The organism is Klebsiella sp. B345 (genome assembly GCF_051131735.1).
Lineage (GTDB): Bacteria > Pseudomonadota > Gammaproteobacteria > Enterobacterales > Enterobacteriaceae > Klebsiella.
On record NZ_CP180443.1, the window covers coordinates 1,020,148 to 1,040,216 of the forward strand.

Annotated in this window: 21 protein-coding genes; 8 read left to right on the forward strand and 13 right to left on the reverse strand. The window is 54.6% G+C overall.

Features of this window, described 5'->3' with window-relative positions:
- Positions 1–2: 2 nt before the first annotated feature.
- Complete coding sequence (locus tag ACMYSO_RS04755; protein ID WP_434670737.1) at positions 3–926, forward strand: acyltransferase; 924 nt, start codon at positions 3–5, stop codon at positions 924–926.
- Positions 927–936: 10 nt separating this feature from the next.
- On the opposite strand, the gene pagP is transcribed toward ACMYSO_RS04755, so the two are convergent.
- The 4 genes from pagP to ACMYSO_RS04775 all read right to left on the reverse strand — a co-directional run bounded on the left by pagP (position 937) and on the right by ACMYSO_RS04775 (position 5,822).
- Positions 937–1,512, reverse strand: a complete 576-nt coding sequence (gene pagP, locus ACMYSO_RS04760) for a lipid IV(A) palmitoyltransferase PagP (protein WP_434669536.1) — start codon at positions 1,510–1,512, stop codon at positions 937–939.
- Between the two features lie 125 nt (positions 1,513–1,637).
- Positions 1,638–3,140: an alpha/beta hydrolase gene (locus ACMYSO_RS04765; protein ID WP_434669537.1), complete on the reverse strand. Its 1,503-nt coding sequence runs from the start codon at positions 3,138–3,140 to the stop codon at positions 1,638–1,640.
- A 303-nt stretch (positions 3,141–3,443) separates the two neighbouring features.
- A complete protein-coding gene (dadX, locus tag ACMYSO_RS04770; RefSeq protein ID WP_434669538.1) occupies positions 3,444–4,514 on the reverse strand; it encodes a catabolic alanine racemase DadX in 1,071 nt (356 codons plus the stop codon).
- Positions 4,515–4,523: 9 nt separating this feature from the next.
- Positions 4,524–5,822: a D-amino acid dehydrogenase gene (locus ACMYSO_RS04775; RefSeq protein WP_434584184.1), complete on the reverse strand. Its 1,299-nt coding sequence runs from the start codon at positions 5,820–5,822 to the stop codon at positions 4,524–4,526.
- Between the two features lie 321 nt (positions 5,823–6,143).
- Here ACMYSO_RS04775 and ACMYSO_RS04780 point away from each other — a divergent pair, with 321 nt between their 5' ends.
- Complete coding sequence (locus ACMYSO_RS04780) at positions 6,144–7,676, forward strand: SpoVR family protein (protein ID WP_434584183.1); 1,533 nt, start codon at positions 6,144–6,146, stop codon at positions 7,674–7,676.
- A 70-nt stretch (positions 7,677–7,746) separates the two neighbouring features.
- On the opposite strand, the gene fadR is transcribed toward ACMYSO_RS04780, so the two are convergent.
- Positions 7,747–8,466: a fatty acid metabolism transcriptional regulator FadR gene (gene fadR, locus ACMYSO_RS04785; protein WP_434584182.1), complete on the reverse strand. Its 720-nt coding sequence runs from the start codon at positions 8,464–8,466 to the stop codon at positions 7,747–7,749.
- Between the two features lie 239 nt (positions 8,467–8,705).
- Here fadR and nhaB point away from each other — a divergent pair, with 239 nt between their 5' ends.
- From nhaB to ACMYSO_RS04800, 3 genes are all read left to right on the forward strand, one after another.
- A complete protein-coding gene (gene nhaB / locus ACMYSO_RS04790; protein WP_434669539.1) occupies positions 8,706–10,256 on the forward strand; it encodes a sodium/proton antiporter NhaB in 1,551 nt (516 codons plus the stop codon).
- Positions 10,257–10,389: 133 nt separating this feature from the next.
- Positions 10,390–10,920 (forward strand): disulfide bond formation protein DsbB, encoded by a 531-nt coding sequence (dsbB, locus tag ACMYSO_RS04795; protein ID WP_434584180.1) that lies wholly within the window; start codon positions 10,390–10,392, stop codon positions 10,918–10,920.
- 116 nt (positions 10,921–11,036) lie between these two features.
- Positions 11,037–11,381: a DUF1971 domain-containing protein gene (locus tag ACMYSO_RS04800; RefSeq protein ID WP_434670738.1), complete on the forward strand. Its 345-nt coding sequence runs from the start codon at positions 11,037–11,039 to the stop codon at positions 11,379–11,381.
- A gap of 84 nt (positions 11,382–11,465) precedes the next feature.
- Here the strand turns inward: ACMYSO_RS04800 and ACMYSO_RS04805 are convergent, their stop codons facing one another.
- From ACMYSO_RS04805 to ACMYSO_RS04820, 4 genes are all read right to left on the reverse strand, one after another.
- Positions 11,466–11,981 (reverse strand): DUF4823 domain-containing protein, encoded by a 516-nt coding sequence (locus ACMYSO_RS04805; protein ID WP_434669540.1) that lies wholly within the window; start codon positions 11,979–11,981, stop codon positions 11,466–11,468.
- A gap of 108 nt (positions 11,982–12,089) precedes the next feature.
- A complete protein-coding gene (locus ACMYSO_RS04810) occupies positions 12,090–12,536 on the reverse strand; it encodes a YcgN family cysteine cluster protein (protein WP_434669541.1) in 447 nt (148 codons plus the stop codon).
- Between the two features lie 95 nt (positions 12,537–12,631).
- On the reverse strand, positions 12,632–13,291 hold the full coding sequence (locus tag ACMYSO_RS04815; RefSeq protein ID WP_123754851.1) for a fumarylacetoacetate hydrolase family protein: 660 nt from the start codon (positions 13,289–13,291) through the stop codon (positions 12,632–12,634).
- A 17-nt stretch (positions 13,292–13,308) separates the two neighbouring features.
- A complete protein-coding gene (locus tag ACMYSO_RS04820) occupies positions 13,309–13,590 on the reverse strand; it encodes a YcgL domain-containing protein (RefSeq protein ID WP_434670739.1) in 282 nt (93 codons plus the stop codon).
- 126 nt (positions 13,591–13,716) lie between these two features.
- On the opposite strand from ACMYSO_RS04820, the gene minC reads away from it, so the two are divergent.
- From minC to minE, 3 genes are read left to right on the forward strand one after another with little or no spacing between them, the layout of a single operon-like run.
- On the forward strand, positions 13,717–14,415 hold the full coding sequence (gene minC, locus ACMYSO_RS04825) for a septum site-determining protein MinC (protein ID WP_434669542.1): 699 nt from the start codon (positions 13,717–13,719) through the stop codon (positions 14,413–14,415).
- A gap of 23 nt (positions 14,416–14,438) precedes the next feature.
- Positions 14,439–15,251, forward strand: coding sequence for a septum site-determining protein MinD (gene minD / locus ACMYSO_RS04830; RefSeq protein WP_041146180.1), 813 nt, complete (start codon positions 14,439–14,441; stop codon positions 15,249–15,251).
- 3 nt (positions 15,252–15,254) lie between these two features.
- Positions 15,255–15,524, forward strand: coding sequence for a cell division topological specificity factor MinE (gene minE, locus ACMYSO_RS04835; protein WP_123754855.1), 270 nt, complete (start codon positions 15,255–15,257; stop codon positions 15,522–15,524).
- A 94-nt stretch (positions 15,525–15,618) separates the two neighbouring features.
- On the opposite strand, the gene rnd is transcribed toward minE, so the two are convergent.
- The 4 genes from rnd to tsaB form a co-directional block, all read right to left on the reverse strand.
- Positions 15,619–16,734 (reverse strand): ribonuclease D, encoded by a 1,116-nt coding sequence (gene rnd, locus ACMYSO_RS04840; RefSeq protein WP_434670740.1) that lies wholly within the window; start codon positions 16,732–16,734, stop codon positions 15,619–15,621.
- 81 nt (positions 16,735–16,815) lie between these two features.
- Positions 16,816–18,501 (reverse strand): long-chain-fatty-acid--CoA ligase FadD, encoded by a 1,686-nt coding sequence (gene fadD, locus ACMYSO_RS04845; RefSeq protein WP_434669543.1) that lies wholly within the window; start codon positions 18,499–18,501, stop codon positions 16,816–16,818.
- Positions 18,502–18,709: 208 nt separating this feature from the next.
- Complete coding sequence (locus tag ACMYSO_RS04850; RefSeq protein WP_434669544.1) at positions 18,710–19,291, reverse strand: Slp family lipoprotein; 582 nt, start codon at positions 19,289–19,291, stop codon at positions 18,710–18,712.
- A gap of 38 nt (positions 19,292–19,329) precedes the next feature.
- Positions 19,330–20,025: a tRNA (adenosine(37)-N6)-threonylcarbamoyltransferase complex dimerization subunit type 1 TsaB gene (tsaB, locus tag ACMYSO_RS04855; protein ID WP_434669545.1), complete on the reverse strand. Its 696-nt coding sequence runs from the start codon at positions 20,023–20,025 to the stop codon at positions 19,330–19,332.
- Between the last annotated feature and the right edge of the window lie 44 nt (positions 20,026–20,069).

Here is a 20,069-nt window from a genome sequence, read left to right on the forward strand (position 1 = left end):
GCATGACGGCGGTAACGTTCTTTACCATCTATAACACCTGGGATCGCTATGATTACGACTATCACTGGATCCTCGGTTTTCTGACCTTTATCTCGACCATCGCCACCCCGCTGTTTTTTGTGGTGGCGGGCTATCTCGATGCACAATCCCGGCACAACGCCCGCTGGCAGATGGGGAAAATTAAAAGCGTGGTGATCGTCTTTCTGTTTTGGGTGACGATTTACTATCTCTGGGAGCCTTACCAGCGCGGTTATCTTATCCAGCCGTGGTTTGTCTTCGCCTTTATTGTGATTTATACCTTTCACCCGGTGGTCGAATGGCTAAGCCTGCGCAGAAGGCTGTTTTTTGGCGTAGTATCCGGCTTGCTGCTTTTCTCCTACGGCTACGATCTGCTGGCGGTTCTCTTCCCCGACATTCATGCACTAACCCTGGCCCCACAGTATCGCCTGTGGACCTGGCTGCTATTCTATTTAACCGGCCAACTGTTTAACGACCCTCTGGTTGTTCGCTGGCTTAGTCGCGATAAGGTGGTCAAAGCCGCGATGATCGCCATACCGTTTATTTATATTTTCACCTGGTTTTATGAACGTCATTTCTTTTTTGCGCTGTTTAAGGCCGATAGAAATGCGTTCATTCTGACGGGTTCGCAAATTTATATTCTGGTTGTCGCCTTGGTTATTGCGGCAAACGGCGTTCGTTTTCGTAAAAACAGCGAGTTTAAAGAGAGTATTCTGGCGGCGATCAGCAAAACGATGACCGGGGTCTATATCCTTCATTACTCCATTTTCCATCTGCTTAGCGCGCTTATTCCCATCGGGTCGCTGACGACAAAATTAATTCTGATTGCCCTGACGTTTATCGCCTCGGTATTGATTTCAATGCTGGCGTTATCAAATTCGGTCGCTAAAAAAGTGATCACCCTTTAATGCTACGGGTTTAAAAGCCATAGCGAAGCCAGGCAAACAGGACGTTACCGTTGTTGTAGGTGCCGGGAATATAGGTGAACTGTACGCTCAGCCGCCGGTAGCTGGCGGAGAATAGCGGCAGAATAATCGGCAAAGGGACGTAATTCGCGAAATCATCACGGGCGGTGATCCCGGCAGTCACGCCGAGGCCGAGGCGGAAATCCTTGCGGCTATCCAGATACCAGCCCTTTTCCCAGCCGTAGCCGACGATCGGCTGCCACTTGTTATGCGAATCCTTAAACATCATGGCATACAGCGAACTCCAGTCGCCGTCATCGTGGTAGCGAGAGAAGCCGAAGCCGCCGCCCCAGGGCATCTCATTGTAGTTATCCGTTTTTTCTTTATCGTAGGTTAAGCGGTTGTGCCAGCTCAGAAACGGCAGATACAGGTCATAGTTTTGCGGCTGGTTCCAGGTTTGCGACACATCATTTTTCAGCCAGTTCCACCAACCGCTGATGCGCGTCTCGCCGTAAACCGGCTCCTCAGCCTGCACCGCAGAAGCGAAAAGCATCAGGGTTCCCCACACCATCGGCCGACACTGTTGCATAGGTTTTTCCTTAAAGAAAAAAATCAGCGGTAAGTTATTTATTCTGGAAATAATAAACACGCTTTGCAAATCTCGCCGATCCCAATTACTGGTAATACACCGTGCTTATGGCCGATCGATAAGATCTATTTTGCTGACGGCGGGACGGTGCCGGGGATATGTTGCTGAATGCGCGCCATCATATACGGGAAGAACGGATTGGAAGTGACGCGCATCAGCGTATCCAGTCCGACGCTCAGGGTTGCGGTTTCACCGCGCAGCGAAATCGTACCGATGCTGATGCCATAACGATTCTTTTGCGTCGGCTCGCGGCCATACAGCGAATCGCTCATCGGGAACGGCACCGCCACGTGCGACAGCGAATACATATCCTGCGGCCACGCGATGTTCAACGGCGTCACCTGCTCCATTTTCTCGCCTGCTGGCGTTGTACGAGCGACGGTATCGTAGGTCGTGGGCGACGCATTGGTGATCACCGTGGTGCTGTACCGGCGCGGTACAGGCGGCAGGAGGGTACTGAGCGCGGTGTAGACCGCAGGTCGAAACAGCGCGCGCAAATTCGCGGCCTGGTTGATATCAAACACTACCAGCTCGCTGCCGTTATCCGGTAAATAGCGGTACAGAGAATCCACCACCGCCCGGGTGCTGACCGTGGAGTCCATCACCGACTGAAACGTCAGCACCGGCGCCAGCGCCGCCAGACGCTGCGTGCGGGAGTCCTGCACGATTTGTTCCTGCAGCGCATGGGTTAACAGCCACGACTGGCGGGCCGCCTTCACCGGGAAGGAGTTGTATTTATAAGGGTTAAACTCGGGCACCACGTTGAGCCATGCCGCCCGCGCAAAAGCCGGAAACACTGCCGGTATTCCCGTCAGCCCGGCAAAGCGGGCAAAGGCGGTTACCCCGATCATCGGCGACAGCAGGACTATCTGCTGCGGCTCAGGCAAGGTTTTATCATCCAGCGCGTCGAGCGCATATTTCAGCGCCAGCGCGCCGCCATTGGAATAGCCGATCACATGCAACGGCACCTTTCCCCCGGCCAGCCGGGTAGCTTCGCGCACCGCCAGTCGGGTTGTCGCCAGCCACTGCTGCCAGTCTACGGCGGTCAGCGATCCCGGCGCAGTACCGTGCCCCGGCAGCCTCGGTACCACGGCAACGAACCCCTGTTGCTGGTAGGCGGTTGCCAGATAGCGCACGCTGTAGGGCGAGTCCGTCAACCCATGCAGCAACACCGCGGCACCGCGCGGCGTCCCTTCAGGCAGCAGCACAAAGGAGCGATTCCAGTCTGGCTGAAACTGTTGCGGGTAGACCTGACTGTGCGCGTAAAAACGGTTAAGCGACGTTTTTTCATCATCATCAAGCTTGTCCGTCAACTCGGTCTTCATATCGCGAAAAATCGCCGCTTCTCGCACCTGATACCCGGCGAAGGTGGTGCGATCAATCTCAGCGGCGGACATTTCATCAGCGGACCAGGTGTGCCACGGATGCAGTGCCGGCCCCCGCTGCGTCTCGTAAATTCGCCCGGCAAAAAAAACGATCACCATGATAAGCAGGCCAATCGCCATCTTTTTGATTAGCGAGGCGACTGTCAGACCCGCTTTATTGAGGTATCGGGCAAAACTCATCATTGCTATCCCATAATCGACGCTGTTTGCACGTGCATTGTAGTCATGTCATGGGCATTCTTGCCAGTTGGCAGGCCTGAGGCGCTGGTTTTTTTGACCGTGGTGATGGAAAAGCCAGAATGTCAGCAACCGATTGAAATTCTGGCTTATACCCTTCATCCTTCAAGTTGCTTGGCTGTTGGCTGCCCCCGTTCACCCCAGTCACTTACCTGAGTAAGCTCCTGGGGATTTACGGTTTTGCCGCCTACAAGCAACTCAAATTATTTTGGATATATACGTTCGACGGAGGCGCCGTCTTAGGGGAAGTTACCCTGTCACTACCGGCACGCGAGGCGCCAGCGCACACATTAACTCGTAGCCGACGGTGCCGCAGGCGCTGGCAACATCGTCAATTTTAATCTCTTTGCCCCACAGTTCCACCGGCGCGCCGATGCCGGCCTGCGGGCACGGCGTTAAATCCACCGCCAGCATATCCATCGATATGCGCCCTACCGTGGTAGTGCGCACGCCGTCGACCAGTACCGGCGTGTTGCCCGGTGCCAGACGCGGATATCCGTCGGCATAACCGCAGGCCACAATCCCGATGCGCTGCTCGCCAGAGGCCCGGTATAAGCCACCGTAGCCCACCGCATCTCCCGCTTTCAGGTTCTGCACGGCAATGATTTCGCTGCTGAGGGTCATCACCGGCTTGAGGCCGCTATTGGCAATATCCTGCCACTGCCCGGACGGTGAAGCGCCATACAGCACAATTCCCGGTCTGACCCAATCAAAATGGGCTTCCGGATGCCACAGGGTCGCCGCGGAGTTGGACAGCGAACGTGGGCAGTCCAGCCCCTCTGCCGCCTGCTCAATACGCCGCATCGGCTCAATAATCCCCTGCGGATTTTCCGCATCGGCAAAATGCGACATCAGCGTCATTTCGCTGACGTTACTCAGCGCCCGCAGCTGCTGCCAGACGATGTGGATCCGGTCCGGCATAAAGCCGAGGCGATTCATGCCGCTGTTAACCTTGACGTAGATATCTAGCGGCGCGTGTAGCTTCGCCTGCTGGAGCGCCTTGATTTGCCAGTTGCTGTGAACGCTGGTGGTCAGACGGTACTTATCAAACAATGCCAGTTCATCGGCATGGAAGAAACCTTCCAGCATCAGAATCGGCCCTTTCCAGCCATGCTCACGCAGCAGGATCGCCTCTTCGAGGTTGAGCATCGCAAAACCATCGGCACCGCTGAGCGCGTTCCACACGCGCGACAGCCCGTGGCCATAGGCGTTGGCTTTCACCACCGCCCACAGGCGCGATGTGGGAGCCGCTCGCCGGACAATCTGCAAATTCTGTCGCAAGGCCGACACATCAATGCTGGCCAGTACGGGACGGGACATGAAGACTCCTTAGTTATGCACACCGTGCAGGTGCTGCGCGCGTGCCGGGACAAAACCGGGGCTGTAGCGTGCAACGGCAAGGTCATCATACGGAATGGCCGGCGTGCGGCCGGAAATCAAATCGCTGAGCAACTGCCCGGAACCGCAGGCCATGGTCCAGCCCAGAGTGCCATGCCCGGTATTCAGCCATAAATTCTTATACGGCGTCCGCCCGACGACCGGTGTACCGTCTGGGGTCATTGGGCGCAGCCCGGTCCAGAAGGTCGCCTGTTCGACATGACCGCCGCGCGGGAACAGATCGCGCACCACCATCTCCAGCGTTTCGCGCCGCGGTTTCAGCAGCTCTTTATTAAAACCGACGATTTCCGCCATGCCCCCGACGCGAATGCGTTGGTCAAAACGGGTAATCGCGATTTTGTATGTCTCATCGAGGATAGTCGATACTGGCGCGCCGTCTTCCTCGGCAATTGGAATAGTCAGGGAATAGCCTTTCAGCGGATAGACCGGAATATCCACCAGCCCCTTCAGCATCGCGGTGGAGTAAGAGCCAAAGGCCATCACGTAGGCATCGCCTTTAATAATTTCATCGCCACATTTTACGCCGGCGATCTGCTCACCTTCGTACAGCAGCGCATCAACTGAGGTATTAAAGCGGAACGTGACGCCCGCCTGCTCCGCCATGGCTGCCAGCCGGGTGGTAAACAGCTGACAGTCGCCGGTTTCATCATTCGGCAGACGCAGGCCGCCGGTAAGCTTGTGGCTCACTTCCGCCAGCGCCGGCTCGACTTCCAGCAGACGTTTCGCCTCCAGCAGCTGATACGGTACCCCGGCCTCTTCCAGCACCGCGATATCGCGGGTGGCGTTTTCATACTGTTTTTCGGTACGGAACAGCTGCAGGGTGCCACCCTGACGGCCTTCATACTGGATACCGGTGGTTTCACGCAGCGCTTTCAGGCAGTCACGGCTGTACTCCGCCAGACGCACCATGCGCCCTTTGTTCTCGATGTAATGGCGGGTATCGCAGTTGCGCAGCATCTGCCACATCCATTTCAGCTGGAACGGCGTACCGTCGAGGCCAATCGCCAGCGGTGCGTGGCGCTGGAACATCCATTTGATGGCCTTCAACGGCACGCCAGGCGCTGCCCACGGCGCCGCATAGCCTGGAGAAATTTGCCCGGCATTGGCGGCGCTGGTCTCTTCCGCCGCACCCGGCTGGCGTTCAATGACCGTCACCTCGTGTCCCGCCTGGCTTAAATACCAGGCACTCGCTACCCCAACGACCCCACTTCCCAGTATGACGACTCGCATAGCGACTCCGTAATAGTTAAAGAACAATCATCTGATTACAAATTGATAACTCAGTTGAAAATATTATTCAACATACGCTTTATTTATGGTGACTTAACTCACAGCACACCGCACCAGCACTGCCCCTATGGATTTACTATCTCCTGCTGCACTTCATTTTTACTCAGAATAATATTCTGCAAATAAGCCGAGATCAGGCCTTTAAGATTGCTAAATCGCGAAGAAAAGAAATTGTCCGCAGGCGCAGTTTGTCATGCAGTGTTCTATGCTTATTGGGAGGCTCTCCGCACAGAGAGGGCCACCTACAACGAGGGCGCGCTAATGGCTACGATTGATTCCATGAACAGGGACACCACTCGTTTAAGCGATGGACCCGACTGGACTTTTGAACTGTTGGAAACCTACCTTGCCGAGGTTGACCGGGTAGCGAAGCTGTATCGTCTCGACACCTATCCACACCAAATCGAAGTCATTACCTCCGAACAGATGATGGATGCCTACTCCAGCGTCGGTATGCCCATCAACTACCCACACTGGTCGTTCGGTAAGAAATTCATCGAAACCGAACAGGCTTATAAGCACGGTCAGCAGGGCCTGGCCTATGAGATTGTCATCAACTCTAACCCCTGCATCGCCTATCTGATGGAGGAGAACACCATTACCATGCAGGCGCTGGTGATGGCCCACGCCTGCTACGGGCATAACTCCTTCTTCAAAAATAACTATCTGTTCCGCAGCTGGACCGACGCCAGCTCCATCATTGACTACCTGATTTTTGCCCGCAAATACATTACCGACTGCGAAGAGCGCTATGGCGTTGATGAGGTCGAGAAGCTGCTCGACTCCTGCCATGCCCTGATGAACTACGGCGTCGATCGCTACAAACGTCCGCAGAAAATCTCGTTGCAGGAGGAGAAAGCGCGGCAGAAAAGCCGGGAAGAGTATCTGCAAAGTCAGGTGAATATGCTGTGGCGAACCCTGCCGAAGCGCGAAGAAGAGAAGACCATCGAATCCGCCCGTCGCTATCCGTCAGAGCCGCAGGAAAACCTGCTGTACTTTATGGAGAAAAACGCGCCGTTGCTGGAGCCGTGGCAGCGCGAGATCCTGCGTATTGTGCGTAAGGTCAGCCAGTATTTTTACCCGCAGAAACAGACCCAGGTGATGAACGAAGGCTGGGCGACCTTCTGGCACTACACCATCCTCAACCATCTGTATGATGAAGGGAAAGTGACCGAGCGCTTTATGCTGGAGTTCTTGCACAGCCACACTAACGTGGTGTTCCAGCCGCCCTATAACAGCCAGTGGTATAACGGGATTAACCCGTATGCGCTTGGCTTCGCCATGTTCCAGGATATCAAACGTATTTGCCAATCTCCGACCGAAGAGGATCGTTACTGGTTCCCGGACATTGCCGGTTCCGACTGGCTGGAAACGCTGCATTTTGCAATGCGTGATTTTAAAGATGAGAGTTTTATCAGTCAGTTCCTGTCGCCGAAAATTATGCGTGATTTCCGCTTCTTTACGGTACTGGATGACGATCATAACAACTATCTGGAGATTTCGGCGATCCACAACGAAGAGGGATATCGTGAGATTCGCGCGAAGCTGTCCGCTCAGTACAATCTCAGCAACCTGGAGCCGAATATTCAGGTCTGGAGCGTCGACCTGCGTGGCGATCGTTCCCTGACGCTGCGCTACGTGCCGCATAACCGCGCACCGCTGGATAAAGGGCGTCGGGAAGTGCTCAAGCACGTTCATCGCCTGTGGGGGTTTGATATCCTGTTGGAGCAACAAAATGCCGATGGCAGCATCGAACTGCTGGAACGCAGCCCGCCGCGCCCGAATTCGCTGTAACAGGCGCTGACGCAGCAAACAAAAACGCCCGGCTCATCGCCGGGCGTTTTTGTTCAGGAGTCTGCGACAGTTAGCGCATGCCGATCACGAGATCGCCCGGCATGGTTTTCTGCATCCGATGCCAGATTTCGCCGCTGTCATGACCGTAGCGACGGACGATTTCGTAAACCTGCTCGTGCTGCCCTTCTTCACATATTTTTGTCAACTGGTGGTAGAAACCGAGCGCCAGGCTGCGGGCTTCCGGGTTGGCAAAATAGTGGCGGCCGATGCGGGTATACAGGCCTTTCATCCCGTTGATGATCAGCCCGTAGATCGGGTTGCCAGAGGCAAACGCCAGGCCGCGGAAAATGTTGTAATCCAGGTCGGCAAACGCGTCAGCGTGGTCTTCGACCTCACGCGCGCTGGCAAGCACTTTCAGCGCATCTTCAGGATGCTGGCGGAAAGCGGTACGGATGAAAATGGTGGAGATGTTGGTCCGCACCGACAGCAGATTATCAATCAGCTGTGGAACGCTGTCATGATCAAGACGCGCCAGAGTTTCGAGGATATTCAGCCCGGATGTTTCCCAGAAATTATTCACCTTCGTCGGCTTACCGTGCTGGATGGTTAACCAGCCGTCACGGGCCAGACGCTGCAACACTTCGCGTAAGGTCGTGCGGGTCACACCGATCAGTTCAGAAAGTTCACGTTCAGCAGGGAGGATGGTGCCTGGGGGGAAACGATTATTCCAGATACTCTCAATAATGTACTCTTCCGCGAAACCCGCAGGGCTTTGCGCCTTAATGACCATAGTTAGATTTCCATTACACAGCGTTGCAAATTCTACTCATCATACCAGAGCCGTTATAGGGCAGATAGCGCCACGAGGTAATTAAAAAGGGTTCGCTGTTTCATTTTCCGCCTTCCGTCACAGAATGCATTCCCGGAACGCGAGGCGAAGAAAGTTGCTTCTCATTTTGCTCAACTGGTAATCTTGCACATAGTTACGTGCAAAATCATGTCATTAAATTGACGGGAAGGATGTCTGTCGTGGAAATATCGTACGGCCGCGCACTATGGCGCAATTTTCTTGGTCAGTCACCGGACTGGTATAAGCTAACGCTGCTGATCGTTTTACTCATTAACCCACTGGCCTTTTATTTCGACCCTTTCATTGCCGGGTGGATGCTGGTGGTTGAGTTTATCTTCACCCTTGCCATGGCGCTGAAGTGCTACCCACTGCTGCCGGGAGGCCTGCTGGCGATTGAAGCCGTGTTTATCGGCATGACCAGCCCCGAACATATTCGCGACGAGATCGCCAGTAACCTTGAGGTACTGCTGCTGCTGATGTTTATGGTGGCGGGTATCTACTTCATGAAGCAGCTGCTGCTGTTTATCTTTACCCGTTTGCTGCTAGGGATTCGGAGCAAGATGCTGCTGTCGCTCGCTTTTTGTCTGGCGGCAGCTTTCCTCTCTGCTTTCCTTGATGCATTAACCGTCGTGGCGGTGGTGATAAGTGTCGCGGTCGGTTTCTATGGCATCTACCATCGCGTGGCCTCCGCGCGCCCGGATGATAACGATATGCTAGACGACAGCCATATCGACCAGCACTATCGCGACGTGCTGGAACAGTTCCGTGGCTTTCTGCGCAGCCTGATGATGCATGCCGGCGTCGGCACCGCCCTGGGTGGTGTGATGACCATGGTCGGCGAACCACAAAACCTGATTATTGCCAAAGCGGCGGGCTGGCACTTCGGTGAGTTCTTTTTACGCATGTCCCCGGTGACGTTGCCGGTGATGATCTGCGGCCTGCTGACCTGCCTGTTGCTGGAAAAATGGAAGCTGTTCGGCTATGGCGAGCCGCTGCCGCCGGCGGTACGTAAGGTGCTACAAGATTTTGACGATCGCAGTACCCAGCAACGCACCCGCCAGGACCGCCTGCGTCTGATTGCCCAGGGAATTATCGGTATCTGGCTGGTGATTGCCCTGGCGATGCATCTGGCAGAAGTGGGCCTGGTAGGGTTATCGGTGATCATTCTGGCAACCAGCCTCACCGGCGTCACCGATGAGCACGCCATTGGCAAAGCCTTTACCGAGGCGCTGCCGTTCACTGCCCTGCTGACCGTATTTTTCGCGGTGGTGGCGGTGATTATCGACCAGCATCTCTTTACGCCGGTGATTCAGTTTGTGCTTCAGGCGTCGCCTCACGCCCAGCTGTCGCTGTTCTACCTGTTCAACGGCCTGCTGTCGTCCATTTCCGATAACGTTTTCGTCGGGACGGTGTACATCAATGAAGCCAAAACCGCCCTTCAGCACGGCGTGATCAGCCTGCCGCAGTTTGAACTGCTGGCGGTGGCGATCAACACCGGTACCAACCTGCCCTCTGTGGCGACGCCGAATGGTCAGGCCGCATTTCTGTTCCTGCTGACCTCCGCCCTGGCGCCGCTGATTCGCCTCTCCTACGGCCGTATGGTGTGGATGGCACTGCCTTACACCGTGGTGATGACGCTGGTGGGACTGCTGTGTGTTGAATACACTCTAATGCCCGCGACCCAGTGGATGCTCGATCACCATTGGCTCGTCACACCGGTACTCCCTTAAGATCCGACTGGCCATTTGCCGCATACAGGCAAATGGCTACGATTCTTTTCGTATTAATTTCCGACTAGCTGCTGGCGTCGGTTCGGTTTTCGTTTACACTGCCATGATTTAGCATGTTCCAGGGAAAAGACATATGTTGCGATATTTAAACCAGTGCTCAAGGGGACGCGGAGCCTGGCTCCTGATGGCGTTAACCGCGTTCGCTCTTGAGTTAGTCGCGTTATGGTTCCAGCACGTGATGTTGCTGCAACCTTGCGTGATGTGTATTTACGAACGCTGTGCGCTATTGGGCATTATGGGCGCCGGGATTGTCGGTGCTATCGCGCCGAAAACACCGCTGCGTTATGTGGCGTTGGTTATCTGGCTGTACAGCGCGCTGCGAGGCCTGCAACTGGCATGGGAGCACACGATGATTCAGCTGCACCCTTCCCCGTTCCAGACCTGTGATTTCGCCGCCCGCTTCCCGACGTGGCTGCCGCTTGATAAATGGATACCGCAGATGTTCGTGGCCAGCGGCGACTGCTCCGTTCGTCAGTGGGAGTTTCTGACGCTGGAAATGCCGCAGTGGCTGGTGGGGATCTTCGCCGCCTACCTGATCGTAGGCGTACTGGTCCTGATTGCCCAGCCTTTCAAACCGAAAAAACGCGATCTCTTCGGTCGCTAAGACTGATTGCTGATAAAGCGCTCCTTCGGGAGCGTTTTTTTTGCCCGCGAGTTGACCCTTCCACCTTAAAGATGCATATTAAATACATCTTATATACATTAACTAAGGAGCACATGATGTCTCATTTGCGAATTCCCGCTAACTGGAAAGTAAAACGCTCCACCCCATTTTTTACCAAACAAAATGTTCCTGCCGCCCTGCTGACACATCACAACACCGCTGCGGGTGTTTTCGGTCAGCTATGCGTGATGGAGGGGACGGTAACCTATTACGGTTTCGCCGATGAACAGGCAACGGAGCCAGAGGTGAAAGTGGTCATCAATGCCGGTCAGTTCGCGACCAGCCCGCCGCAATACTGGCACCGTATTGAGCTAAGCGATGATGCACAGTTCAATATTAACTTTTGGGTCGAAGATGACGCCGACGGTGAAAGCGGGCTGTTCCACGCGAAGAAAGCCTGACCCTGGTCCGCCGTGTTTTCATTCGGCAGGGAATACCAGGCCCCCCAGTAACCTGCTGTAATTGCAGGCTACTGGGCAAAATATCTAGTACAGACTCGCTACATAACGATTAATCGGCTGAGGTAGCAGATCTTGAGGGTGATCGCCTCCAAACGTCATCCACTTGCTTTTTCCGCTCAGAATAGATGAAGCAACCACGCGATCCGTTGCTGAGTTATAGACGGTTATTTTTAGCTCAATTTTATCCGGAATACCGGACCATTCGGTTGCCCGATCCTCCCAGTGAAGAATCTGAGGAACCACGTAATACCCCTCGGGGAGCGTGTGCTTTTCTTTCAAGCAGCTCAAAGTTGAACACGCTGGTACCACGGACGCATTATCGGTGTAGAGCGAAAACGCGGCGAGGACGGCCTGCGCTGATGTCGCCCCGGAGCCGTTATAGACCGTGGTCTGATACACACCATTTTCCGGTTGTGCAATAACGACGGCCTTATTTTTCATCAACAGCTCCGTACTTTTGGTGACTTCTGCCGATTGATATTTGGCCGAACATCCGCTGAGCAGCAGCCCACTCAAAGCCAGGAGAAAGATTTTCTTCATCTTATATTTCCAGTGATTTTAACTGGAAATATGTTACCACCTGGATATGTATGACAAAACAAAAACCCCGCGTAGTAGCGGGGTTATATTATGAAAATTCGGGGGATATCACTGCGCCCAGTCAGGCTTATTTAAAATATGATCCTGCCAGTCAACCACGGTGGATTCTTTCACCGCGATATGCCGCACCGAGATACGCTCGCCATGCATCGCCGCTTTCGAGCCGCTCAGCAGCGGGTGCCAGTGCGGCAGCGTTTTCCCTTCAGCCAGCAGACGGTAGGCGCAACTTGGCGGCAGCCATTCGAAAGTCGGCAGGTTGTCGCGCGTCAGCTTAATGCAGTCGGGTTCATACTCGAAGCGTCGCTCATAGTTACGACACTGGCAGGTTTTGATATTTAACTGACGACAGGCAACGTTGGTGAAATATATTTCATCGGTATCCTCATCCATCAGCTTATGCAGGCAGCACTGTCCGCAGCCGTCGCACAGAGATTCCCACTCTGCGTCGGTCATTTCATCAAGTGTCTTGTGCTGCCAGAAAGGTTGTTCGCTCATAGGGGGATGTCCGTCATTGCAATTCAGGGTGCACCTTATAACCAGTCTGGCACACTGATGCAAGTTTTGCCGCCCGTGAAGGCGGCAAGAGGACGTTACAGCACGCGGGTGGAGAGCGTAAGCCCGTTGAAACCCACTTCCAGTTCATCACCGTTACTGAGCGGGCCGACACCTTCTGGCGTCCCGGTCAGGATGATGTCTCCGGCCTTCAGGGTAAAGAAACGTGACATGTAGGCGATCAGCGGCACGATTTTATGGATCATATCGGCCGTGGTCCCCTGCTGGCGAATCTCGCCATTCACTTTCAGGCTCAACGCCGTATTTTGTGGGTCAGCGTGAAACTCCGCCGCCGGGATAAAACCGGAAACCGGACAAGAGTTATCAAAGCCCTTGGCCTTTTCCCACGGTTGACCCGCTTTTTTCATTTTGCCCTGCAGGTCGCGCAGCGTCAGATCCAGCGCGACGCCGTAGCCGGCAATCGCTTTCAGCACGTGATCGTCCGTTGCCTGGCGCAGCGTGCCGCCAATCAGCACCGCCAGTTCCACTTCATGGTGCACCGAACCCAAACCTTCAGGGAGCACCAGCGGCTGACGGATATCGCATAGCGCCGTCTCAGGTTTAATAAACAGCACCGGTTCTTCCGGCATGACACTGCCCATTTCCTTGATGTGGTTGGCATAGTTACTGCCCACACAAACCACTTTGCTTACCGGATAATCCAGTAATGCTCCCTGCCAGTTATGATGTTGGTACATTATTTCCCCTCAGTGGGTTAATCAGATTTATTCCCCTGTTCCGCCAGGTGTTTCTTCAGTAGATTTTCAGTCGGAGGAGGAAGTTGCAGATAATAGCCCTGATCGGTTAGCGCCTGTTTGACTTTTTCCAGGTCAGCGCCGGCGAGTTGCTTACGCCCGTCAAGCGGTAACAGCATAGTCAGTTGTGGCGTACCGAAGCTTGAAAGCAGTTCAGCAGGAACGCGAGAGAAATCGTCCTTTTTTTCGACATATAAATAGGTTTGTTCGCGTTTGGCACTTCGATAGATCACACAAAACATAGTTTTACTCGGAATTAGACCCGTGGTCACTTGCCTCAATATATCAGTGACTATAACATGCCTTTTAGTCTTCGGAATATCACCGCACTTCGGCGAGTGATAAACAGCAAATTGAGTAAGGCCAGGATGTCAAATACGCCAATCGAACTTAAGGGCAGTAGCTTCACCTTATCTGTCGTTCATTTGCACGATGCAAATCCCGAAATTATTCGTCAGGCGTTAGAAGACAAAATCGCCCAGGCTCCCGCTTTTTTACGTCATGCCCCCGTGGTGGTGAACATCAGCAATGTCGAAAACGACCTTGACTGGCGCGTCATGCATGAGGCTATCGCGAGCACCGGTTTACGGATTATGGGCGTGAGTGGATGCAAAATCCCCCGGCTAAAAACGGAAATCGACCGCACCGGCATTCCCTTACTGACGGAAGGGAAAGAGAAAATGCCCCGTCAGGCGCCACCAGAGCCGGTTGCGCCACCGCCAGTTGTTACTCCGGTCACAAAAACGCGTTTAATTGATCTGCCGGTACGTTCCGGTCAGCGCATTTATGCACCAAACTGTGATCTGATTGTTACAAACCATGTGAGTGCCGGCGCGGAACTTATTGCCGACGGTAATATCCATGTATATGGCATGATGCGAGGACGTGCGCTTGCGGGCGCGAGTGGCGATAGAGAAGCACAAATATTTTGTTCAAATCTCACGGCGGAACTGGTGTCCATCGCGGGGGAATACTGGCTGAGCGATAACATCCCGGCCGAATTTTATGGCAAAGCGGCGCGCCTGCGTTTGGGTGACAGCGCTTTGACTATTCAACCATTGAGTTAGTCCCTTTTTAACAAGGAATTTCTATGGCACGCATTATTGTTGTGACTTCGGGTAAAGGGGGCGTTGGCAAGACCACCTCCAGCGCGGCCATCGCTACTGGTTTGGCTCAGAAGGGAAAGAAGACCGTCGTTATCGACTTCGATATCGGCCTGCGTAATCTCGACCTGATCATGGGCTGCGAGCGTCGGGTGGTTTATGACTTCGTCAACGTGATTCAGGGCGATGCGACACTGAACCAGGCGTTAATCAAAGATAAACGCACCGAGAATCTCTACATCCTCCCGGCATCCCAGACGCGTGATAAAGATGCGTTGACCCGGGAAGGCGTAGATAAAGTTCTCGAAGAACTGAAAAAAATGAATTTCGATTTCGTGGTCTGCGACTCACCAGCAGGCATCGAAACCGGTGCCCTGATGGCGCTCTATTTTGCCGACGAAGCCATCATCACCACTAACCCGGAAGTCTCCTCCGTTCGTGACTCCGACCGTATTCTCGGCATTCTCGCGTCTAAATCCCGCCGTGCGGAAAATGGCGAAGAGCCGATCAAAGAACACCTGCTGCTGACGCGCTACAACCCAGGCCGCGTCAATAAAGGCGACATGCTGAGCATGGAAGACGTTCTGGAAATTCTGCGTATCAATCTGGTAGGCGTGATTCCGGAAGATCAGTCCGTGCTGCGCGCTTCAAACCAGGGTGAGCCGGTGATTCTGGATGATGCATCAGACGCAGGCAAGGCCTATGCCGATACGGTTGAACGTCTGCTCGGAGAAGAACGTCCTTTCCGCTTCATTGAAGAAGAGAAGAAAGGTTTCCTCAAACGCCTGTTCGGAGGATAAATTATGGCATTACTCGACTTTTTTCTCTCGCGGAAAAAGAACACGGCCAATATTGCGAAAGAGCGCCTGCAAATCATCGTCGCCGAACGTCGCCGCGGCGATGCTGAACCACACTATCTGCCGCAGTTACGCAAAGATATTCTGGAAGTGATCTGTAAGTATGTGCAGATTGACCCGGAAATGGTCAGCGTCCAGTTGGAACAACGGGATGGTGATATTTCGATTCTGGAGCTCAACGTGACTTTACCAGAACCGGAAGAGTCGAAGCCCTGACGCTGGATTCACCCGGTAGCCTTACGCTAGCGGGCCGGTTAAAAAATAAGCCCGGATAACGCATCCGGGCTATTTGCTGTGGCCTGACTGGAGCTTAGCGTGGGTATTCGCTCAGCAACGCTTTCAGACGATCGGCCATCAAATCGCTACGCCAGCCGGAAATCAGTTCAGGCAAGGTCGCCCCACTCTTCAACTGCCAGTGCCAGTTCAGCAACTGGTTAATCTGCCGTCTGGATGCCAGCAGCTCCGCACTCAGCCCCGTCTCGGTACTCACTTCCTGCACCAGCGCTTTAATCTCTTTAAAGACTTTGCGGTAGCCCGGCATATCAATCAGGTTTTGCAGCGGCTCCGGCAGCGCCGATTCAGGCAGCTGCTGGGCTTTCTCCACCAGGCTAATCAGCGTTTTGCCATGGAAACGAATCTCGCTGCCGGAAAGCCCGAGGCTGTCCAGCTCGCCGAGGCTCCCCGGCATATAGCGGGCGACGTTCCACAGATGCTCTTCGCGAACGACAAAATTCACCGCCATATCGCGATCGCGCGCTTTACGTAAACGCCACTCTGCCAGCAGCTGCAGACAGCCAAGCTGCCGGGTACGCAACTGCCAGGCGTTGCCGATATCGCGCCACGCCTGAGCCGGGTCCTGCACTTCCTGACGGCGCTGCTGCATCAGACGACATTCGTCCAGCGCGGCGTCCAGCCAGCCAGCGGCTTCGGTTTCCGCCATCAGTTTGCTGGCGATGGGCAGAAGGTACCAGACATCCGCGGCAGCATAATCGCACTGACGTGAAGTCAGCGGGCGGGCGAGCCAGTCGGTCCGCGATTCGCTCTTGTCTAGCGCAACGCCCGAGTACTCCTCGACCATCGAGGCAAACCCCCAGGACATCGGGCGACCGCAAAAGGCTGCCAGAATCTGGGTATCAATCAACGGCTGTGGCATCAGATTAAAGGTGTTAAGGAACACTTCCAGATCTTCACTACCCGCGTGCAGGAATTTGGTGACCTGCTGATTCAGCAATAACTCGCGCATCGGCGCCCAGTCGGTGATGGTCAACGGGTCGATGAGTGAAACCTGTTCGCCGTCGAACAGCTGGAGCAGACCCAGTTGCGGGTAATAGGTGCGGGTACGGACAAATTCGGTATCCAGCGCAATCGCCGGTGCTCCGCTTGCCGCTTCACAGATGGCGCGTAGCTCATCGTCGGTGGTGATCATCTGATAGTTCACATCATGCTCTCTTAACTTGCGCCCATAAAAAACGCCGGCGTGGCCGGCGTCTGGCGACTCTTGTATACCTTAGGCTTTATTGTCTACTTTAGCGCGCGCTTCGTCACGCAGTTCTCGCCGTAAAATTTTTCCAACATTGGATTTTGGCAGCTCATCACGAAATTCAACCAGTTTCGGAACTTTATAGCCCGTCAGATGGCGGCGACAGAACGTCACCAGCGCCTCTTCGGTCAGCGTCGCGTCTTTTTTGACCACGAAAATCTTCACCGCTTCGCCGCTGCTTCCTGACGGTACACCGACGGCAGCCACTTCCTGAACCCCAGAGTGCTGCATCACCACCTCTTCAATTTCGTTCGGGTAAACGTTGAAGCCGGAGACCAGAATCATGTCTTTTTTACGATCGACAATGCGCATAAAGCCCTCATCATCCATCACCGCGATGTCGCCGGTGTGCAACCAACCGTCTTTGATGATTTCGTCGGTGGCATCCGGACGCTGCCAGTAGCCCAGCATCACCTGAGGCCCTTTCACGCACAGCTCGCCAGGCGAACCCAGTGGCACTTCGTTGTCGTCATCATCCACCAGTTTTACTTCGGTCGACGGTACCGGCAAGCCGATGCTACCACTGTGATAGTCAATATCATGCGGGTTCACGCTGACCAGTGGCGCGCACTCGGTCAGGCCGTAGCCTTCCAGCAGATACTGCCCGGTGAGTTTGACCCAGCGTTCGGCAACCACCTGCTGCACCGGCATTCCGCCGCCGGCAGAAAGGTGCAGCGAGGAGAAATCAAGCTGCTGAAACTCTTTGTTGTTCAGCAAAGCATTGAACAGCGTATTCACCCCGGTCATTGCGGTGAACGGGTACTTTGCCAGCTCCTTCACCAGACCCGGAATGTCACGTGGGTTGGTAATCAGCAGGTTCTGCCCGCCAAGCTCAATAAACAGCAGGCAGTTCATGGTCAGCGCAAAGATGTGGTACAGCGGGAGCGCGGTGACGACAAACTCTTTGCCACGGTGCAGTAGCGGGCCGTAGGTCGCATTAACCTGTTCAAGGTTGGCCAACATGTTACGGTGGGTCAGCATCGCCCCTTTGGCCACGCCGGTGGTGCCGCCAGTGTACTGCAGGAAAGCCAGATCCTCAGAGACAATTTCCGGCTTGATATACTGCATCCGATAGCCGTTATGCAGCGCACTACGGAAAGAGATGGCATCAGGCAGGTGGTACTTCGGCACCAGCCGTTTGATGTACTTGACCACGAAATTGACCAGCGTGCCTTTTGCCGTCGAGAGCTGATCGCCCATCCGGGTCAGGATCACATGCTTCACCTGGGTTTTATCAACCACTTTCTCCAGGGTGTGGGCAAAGTTGGAGACGATCACAATGGCCGCCGCCCCGCTGTCATTCAGCTGATGCTCAAGCTCGCGCGGGGTATACAGCGGGTTGACGTTCACCACGATCATCCCAGCACGGAGAATACCGAACAGCGCAATCGGATATTGCAGCAGGTTTGGCATCATCAGCGCGACGCGGTCGCCCTTTTGCAGCCCCAGCCCCTGCTGAAGGTAAGCGGCGAAAGCCCGACTGCGCTCTTCCAGCTTACGGTAGGTCATTACCTCGCCCATATTGATAAACGCCGGTTGGTCGGCGTAGCGCGCGGTGCCGTGTTCAAATAATTCAACCAGGGATTGATAGCGGTCAGGATTTATCTCCGCCGGAACATCGGCGGGATAACGGTTTAGCCAAACCTTTTTCACTGCATCACCTCTGAAATAGTTATTCGTCGTCATCACAGCCCCTGATCAACAAACATTCTGTTAACATTATATTAACTCAGCGTACCAGTTTATTAATTAGGCGTTTTACAGGTTGCGAAGCGCGTCACTATTTATTTTTCTTATCAGGCCAGAAATAGCGAAACAGCGGACAAGCCGCTGTTTCATCTGGCTTACAAAAACTTCAAAATCATTCAGTTACGACATTTCTGACTTCTGCAGGGCCTGGGTTGTACCAGCCCCAGCCGCCATAACCGTAAGCCCAGGGGCGCGGACCGATCATCCACGGGTCAATCGGCTGCGGCGGCATCACCACCTGCTGCACGACGTTCCAGCGCTTGTAGCCGGTCGCATTCATCAGCATAAATTTATACGGTGTGCTGCCGACTTTGCCGTCCACCACCCCGGTAATCGGGCCGACGACGGTGACCAGTTGGCCGCGGAAATCTACCGGGTCGAGGAAGCCATTCACATCGGCGTATATACGCCCGCGCGAAGGCTCATTCAGCTCCGGCCGGGCGCCGCTGTCCAGCGGGACCGTCGCAATTTCCAGCCGGGTTTTGCCCTGCTGGTTCTGAATATTGACAACTTTGCCGCCAAAACGAGCTTCCTGGCCAACATACAGCTGCGGCGCAGCCATCACCCGGACTAAATCTTGCTGTGGCGTCGGGCTGGTGCCTTTAATGGCATCCGGCACGGAAACGCACCCACTTAACGCAACGACAACCGCGCCCGCTAATAACCAACGTACTGCTTTGTTTTGACCCGCCATGATGCGACTCCTTCTCTCAGTCTTATGATTACTGAGATTCATCCTCGGCCAGGAAGTTTCTTCCACGCCACTTCGTTACGCAAATAAACCGGTTCGGCTTTCTCTACGGCAACGGTTTTGCCACTGGCAAGCAGCACGCAGGCCAGCGGCAGCATGTCTTCTGTTGTCGGCAGCGTAATCTCACCATCGGTTAACGTCAGCGCTGAGTCCTTAGCCAGATCGGGCCATGCTTGCCAGCCGGTCCCTACGGTCGCCCAGTCGCCTTCGAGCTGCTGCAGACGTTCGCTGACGGCTTCAGGTTTCAGCACGGCTTCACTTTCTTCACCGTGCCAGACGCCCTGCTCATCACGCTGGTATTCGGCCCAGTAGACTTCGCCCATACGCGCATCAATAGCCGCCAGTACACGGGTCGCCCCGGTTTTACGCCATGCGCCCTGCGCCATAGTCGCCAGCGTCGATACGCCGATCATTGGCAGTTCGGCCCCCAGCGCCAGTCCTTGCGCGATACCGATCCCAATACGCACACCGGTAAAACTGCCAGGACCGCGGCCAAAGGCCAGCGCGTCGAGGTCAGTCAGCGACAGTTTGCTTTCCGTCAGGACATCCTGCACCAGCGGCAGAATACGTTGAGTGTGTTCACGGGGACAAATTTCGAAATGAGCACAAAGAGTGCCATCATTCCACAGCGCCGCGGAGCAGGCCTCCGTGGCGGTATCGATAGCCAAAATTCGCATGGGTTGTCGCGCTCTCGCTATAGCAGATTGACAAAATGGCGCGC